The sequence below is a fragment of the Bacteroidales bacterium genome (assembly GCA_012517825.1).
Taxonomy (GTDB): Bacteria; Bacteroidota; Bacteroidia; order Bacteroidales; family JAAYUG01; genus JAAYUG01.
This window is the reverse complement of record JAAYUG010000048.1, coordinates 1-5,364: the sequence shown is the minus strand read 5'-3', so window position 1 is coordinate 5,364 and position 5,364 is coordinate 1. Positions and strand designations below refer to the sequence as shown.

Here is a 5,364-nt window from a genome sequence, read left to right as displayed (position 1 = left end):
TGCAACAATCTCCCTCACCTGGAATTCAGTAAAATTGTCATCCGTCAGAGCGGAAATAAACAGGGGTTTGAATGCAATATAAGAAAGGGGAAGACTTCGCATAAAAGATGTATAAGCTGCCAGGTAGTAAACTCCTGAAGACAGCGTATCCGGAAGCTTCATCTCACCAGCCGATATGTTACCGGTAAAATTTGAACGCCAGGTAAGAACAGGATACAAATTTTGATTAAAAAGACTGATATACAGTATTTTACTTTGAACATTCTCTCCGGGAGCCGACGGATTAAAAACAAAAATGCCATATCTGAGAAATTCTCCGGTCACGTAATAATCTCTGTCAGTCTGTGCAAAAGTTTGTTCCAGATACATGCCGGTACTGTGAATATTCCTGTTTTGGGCGCAGACAATTTCCGTGCCTGTTAACGCTGGCAGCAACCACACGATCGCCGGCAGGAGGAGGAAAACAAGGAGCTTATGAGTCATCCGAATCATCTCTGATACGCCTTTTCAAAAATAAATCCATCCCGGAGGAGGAAAACCTTCCCTGCACGCAGGCCCTTCAGGAAACTGATAATCTTTTAGTTCCCGCATGTGATACACCTCCGAACCCGGGAACCAGGTAAAAATATGATGCAGGGTCGTTACGGAAGCCACCTCAAACATACCGATCATAATTTTTTCCGGATTATTCCTGCACACCATGTTTCCCTTGATCTGCGAGGGAACAGGGTCGAATATCTGCTGGTCGGCTTGCAGCTGTTTTACGGCCAGACGGTAAAAATCATACACTTTCTGGTCAAAAACGGAAACCCTTGTCTGCAAAACCCAGGCGGTCATTAAATCTTTGCTTACCGACGGGTCTTCAGGTTCGGGATAGATGATATAGGGCAGAAAGGAATACCGGATACTCCTGAGCAATTGTTTTCCATCCCTGCCAGCGGAAGCGAAAACCTGGGGAATCTGATCAGGGTTATACGGATCGTAGCAGAAAACAGTAATGGCGGAGGGGGTATTGGGATTCAGGGTATGGTATCTTTCAATGAGCAAGCGGGTTGAAAAACGGTAGTACCGTTTTTTATCAGACCGGTCGGTAACATCGGCCATAACATGAAGTCCCTGGCTTTTGGTTTCAATCAGATCTCCATACAGATTTTCCTTTACAGTGACTGCGGTACCTATTTCAGCATAAACTGAATCCACCCATGGGGGAGACTGAAGTTCCTGTGATGGAGATTCGAAGATGTCTCCGTTTGGTAATCTAACTGTCAGTTTATAGCTTTTTCCTATGCTAACCGGTATGCCAGAGGCAGAAGTTACATAAACGCCCGGTGCATTTTCAGCTAAAACCTCACTGAGGCCCATGTCATCAGAAAGCATGACCCATGCGCCGCTGATGGGCAGGTCCAGCTTTTTGCCAAAAGGAGAAGCCCAGGAAAGGTGGATTACAAAAGGCCCCGGACCATTTGAAACAGAACCTTCAATCACCGGAATCATTTCATTGCTGTTGAGAGGCCCGGGATCATAAGGTTCCTGACAGGCCGTTGCAGCCAGCAGCAAAAAGATGCACAATATGGAAGAGTATCCGCAACGCATGTTCAGAAGATAAAATTATATGTTACCACAGGGAAAGGCCGGCCAATCAGATACAGTTTATACAGCGCCGATATACCGGATCCGTCCGTTAAACCACCGGCAGCATTTTTGTAAAACACAGAATAAGCATTTTTTCTTCCGTATACATTAAGAACTGAGAAGGTCCAGCTTCCTTTCCATTTTTTGCGAAGATGCAGGCTTTCATCCCGGCTGACAGAAAGATCGAGTCGGTGATAGGGCGGCAAACGGTATGCATTTCTGTCAGAAAACCATACGAGAGTATTATTTCCGAAACCGAACTGGTATTCAGGAAGGGTTGCCGGCCGGCCTGAGGAAAGGTAAAAATTGGCAGTAAACCGGAGCCTGCGGTTATAGTAATAGGTTCCTGATACATTCAGGTCGTGAGGCCGATCGAACATAGACGGATACCATTTGTTTTCATTGATCACCTCTTCGGTAAACTGCCCGTTTGTTTTCCTCCACGCACGGGAATAGGTATAATTGATCCATCCATCGATTCTTCCTCCGGTTTTTTTGATCATGCATTCAATACCATAATTTTTACCGGATGCTTTTGTCAGTTCCGTTTCGGGATGCGGATTCATCTCAAGGGTCGCATCATTTTTGTATTCCGGCAGATTATCAAGCCATCTGTAATACATTTCTGCTGAAAACTCGACGGAATTGTCTGCCGAGTTCCGGAAATACCCCAATGCCAGCTGGCGGGAATCAATCGGGCGAATGTAGGGATCTGCAAGTTTCCAGACATCGTTCGGAGTGGGAATGGATGTAAACGAGAGAAGCATGAGGTATTGAGTGTTTGCGCTGTAAGAAAACTTGAGGGAACTTTTCTGGCTTAGCATGAATCGTATCGCAAGCCGCGGTTCAAAACTGTGATAGGAAACAACATTCAGGCCTTCTGTGTATGATAGAGTATCTGTGATACGGGAGGGCGTCAAAGGCCCGCCGGGATCGTACTGGAATTTTTGATAAGGACCCGTAAGGTGATATGTTGAAAAACGCAAGCCGGCACTGATTCCGAACCAATCCGAAACATCAAAGTCATCACCGGCAAAAAAGGCAGCTTCATATCCCCTGCTGTTTTCTATAGCAAGAGGAGCAATCAGGGAGAACTCATTCAGCGGTTTCTGAGAACCGGGATTAACTGTGTAATGGATGACCTGGAGCCCTGCCAAGGGCTTGTGGTTATGAAATTTACTCCAGTTCAGCACCAGTTTGGCATCAACAGAACGGATGCCGGAAGAAACCTGCTTTACCAGGGAAGCTTCCGCCAGGTCATCCCTGGTGACATAATAATCGGAAACAGAGGCGGTAAGTTCTGTATTCCAACTGGCATTATAGATCCGCGTCCACCGTGCCGATGCAAGGTTGTTACCGTACTGGTAATTCAGCTCTCCGGCATACCGGAACCTGTCGAAACTGGAATAAGCAAAGAAGGTAAGATGATTTTTACTGTTTTTATACTGCAGCAATCCATTCAGATCGTGGAAGGAAGCATGGCTGCTGCGGAGGTTATAATCGGGCAGACGGCCCAGAATCCAGTCGGAATAACTGCTTCTGCCCCCGATCATCCAGGAGAAATGATCCCCCGGAAGCGTACCATTGAGCATTAGCCTGCTGTTGAACAGTCCGATGCCTCCCTGACCATGAAACCCCTTGCGGACATTATCACGCACACGGATATCAATTACGGATGAAACCCGTTCCCCAAACTCAGCCGGGATATATCCTCTGTAAAGTTTCATGCCGGTAACAGCATCCGGATTGATGACCGACATAAGGCCGAAAACATGGGACGTATTATACACCGAAGCACCTTCAAGAAGATAAAGATTCTGGTCGTCTCCTCCCCCCCTCACGCTGATGCCTGATCCAAATTCACCGGCCGAAGAAATTCCCGGCATCATGGAAAGCCTTTTCATAATATCCTTATCACCACCCACCGGAGGCAGTAGTTTAAAATCGCGCATATCTATGTCAATCAGCCCCATGGTATTGCTGCGAACGTTGCGGTCGGCTGTTTTGGCAAAGACCTTCACTTCCTCCAGCCTGACAGATTCCTCGAACAGTTCAAGGTCAACCGTTCCGGGGCCAATCACTTTGAGGGAAAACTTCTGCTGTTCAAAGCCCAGACAGGCCACCTGCAGGTTATAAATTCCGGGCTGAAGGACCAAGGAAAAAGATCCATCCATGTTGCTGGTGGTTCCGATGGAAAGATTCTCCACCTGCAGGGAAGCACCGGGAAGGGGCTCACCGTTTTTCCCGTTCAGAATTCTTCCGCGGATTTCGGCCCTTCTGTATTTCCCGGCATCGGCAGGGTTGCCCACTCCAATAACTCCCCGGGTTACATCGTTACCGGCCATGTTAATCATAGCGCCGGTAAGCATGGCAACTTTTTCAGAAGGAAGGAAAACTACCTTGTTGAAGCCAATTATCCGGTACTCGACAGGTTTTCCGCTGATAACCTCCTGCAGAAATGCACGCAGATCAGATTCATGCCCTGAATAGGAAAGGGTATCTCCGGTAAACATGCCGCCACGGTAAAAAAACTGCACGCCATACCGGGCCGACAAGTCCTGAAAGGCATCCGTAATTGCCATGTGGTCATAGTTGACGGATATTTTTAATGTATCCGGATTCTGACCGTGGGCTGACAGGCTAAATAATGCCGTCGCATAAAAAACGAAAAGGGAACGTATGTATCCCCGACTATACTTCATGTACTGTTTATGTCGTTTCCAAAACGCTAAAATTATCAAATTATTCCGGAAATAAAACGGCCATTTGTTATAAAGCATTGTATCTTTATTCTTCCATGCAATAAAAATGTTTATGAGATCACATCCTGGTAACTTGTTATCAAAATCTATCCTGCTGGTTTTGATACATATGATAATGCCTTCTGCATATGCCCTGGGCAATATCTGTTGTACAAAACTGATGGCCCCGTCAGACTCCGCAATGACAAGCGCCGGTTCACCATCTGTCCGAAACAGTAATGAAAGGGAAATTCCCGCGCGTGCTGCTAAGCAAAAAGAATCTGAAAGGTTTTCAGGCCAAGGGACAATGAGGCATCCGGATCTGAAGCTTTCACTGGGTTTTGGGTTTCCTGAATTAGTATACGCCGGGGTGCAGGGGTACCGGAACACCTTTCAGTTCGGAGCGGGAGCAGGTACGCTGCCGGGGTACAATCATTCCATTTTTTCGGCATTTGTTCAGGGTGGATATCATTTTGGAGGGAAAGCACGGTATAATCTGATTCCGCCCTGGTACACAAAGGCGTTGTTGTGCTACGGATATGAAAAAGGTTCAACTGCCACATGGTACACGGTATTTGTTTCCCCACGCATTGGGCGTAATATGTATTTCGGTAATAAAGCAGGTCTGGATATTGAAATCGGGGTATCTGCAGAAATTTGGAAAAAAAAGGTGGAACGATTTCCGTCAAATTGGAATTTTGATTTCGATTTTCCCAGTTGTTCCGACCATATCGTTTGGATTCTTTTATCTGACAGGGAAATAAACAAATTGTTATTCTTTGCGGGAAATGGGATGGGATTTTAAGCTGCTTGCCGTTCGCCTTTCGCTCTACGCTCTGCGCTATTGCTTATCCTGCACTTAAAAATCTCAAGTCACAAATCAAAAATCCCCGAAAATTTCCCATTTCCTATTTCCTGTCCTTGATCACGCTATGAAAACCTGAACACATTAATGGGAAATGGGAAATGGGAAATCGGAAATCCCTGAAAC

Annotated in this window: 4 protein-coding genes; 1 reads left to right on the top strand and 3 read right to left on the bottom strand. The window is 46.3% G+C overall.

Going from position 1 to position 5,364, the window contains the following annotated elements:
• The 3 genes from GX419_03320 to GX419_03310 form a co-directional block, all read right to left on the bottom strand.
• Positions 1-483, bottom strand: a 483-nt coding sequence (locus GX419_03320; GenBank protein ID NLI23721.1) for a hypothetical protein, incomplete at its 3' end; no start/stop codon positions are given.
• Positions 484-507: 24 nt separating this feature from the next.
• Complete coding sequence (locus tag GX419_03315; protein ID NLI23720.1) at positions 508-1,593, bottom strand: DUF4249 domain-containing protein; 1,086 nt, start codon at positions 1,591-1,593, stop codon at positions 508-510.
• A gap of 2 nt (positions 1,594-1,595) precedes the next feature.
• Positions 1,596-4,334: a TonB-dependent receptor gene (locus GX419_03310; GenBank protein ID NLI23719.1), complete on the bottom strand. Its 2,739-nt coding sequence runs from the start codon at positions 4,332-4,334 to the stop codon at positions 1,596-1,598.
• A gap of 346 nt (positions 4,335-4,680) precedes the next feature.
• Here GX419_03310 and GX419_03305 point away from each other — a divergent pair, with 346 nt between their 5' ends.
• A complete protein-coding gene (locus GX419_03305) occupies positions 4,681-5,178 on the top strand; it encodes a hypothetical protein (protein ID NLI23718.1) in 498 nt (165 codons plus the stop codon).
• Positions 5,179-5,364: the final 186 nt, after the last annotated feature.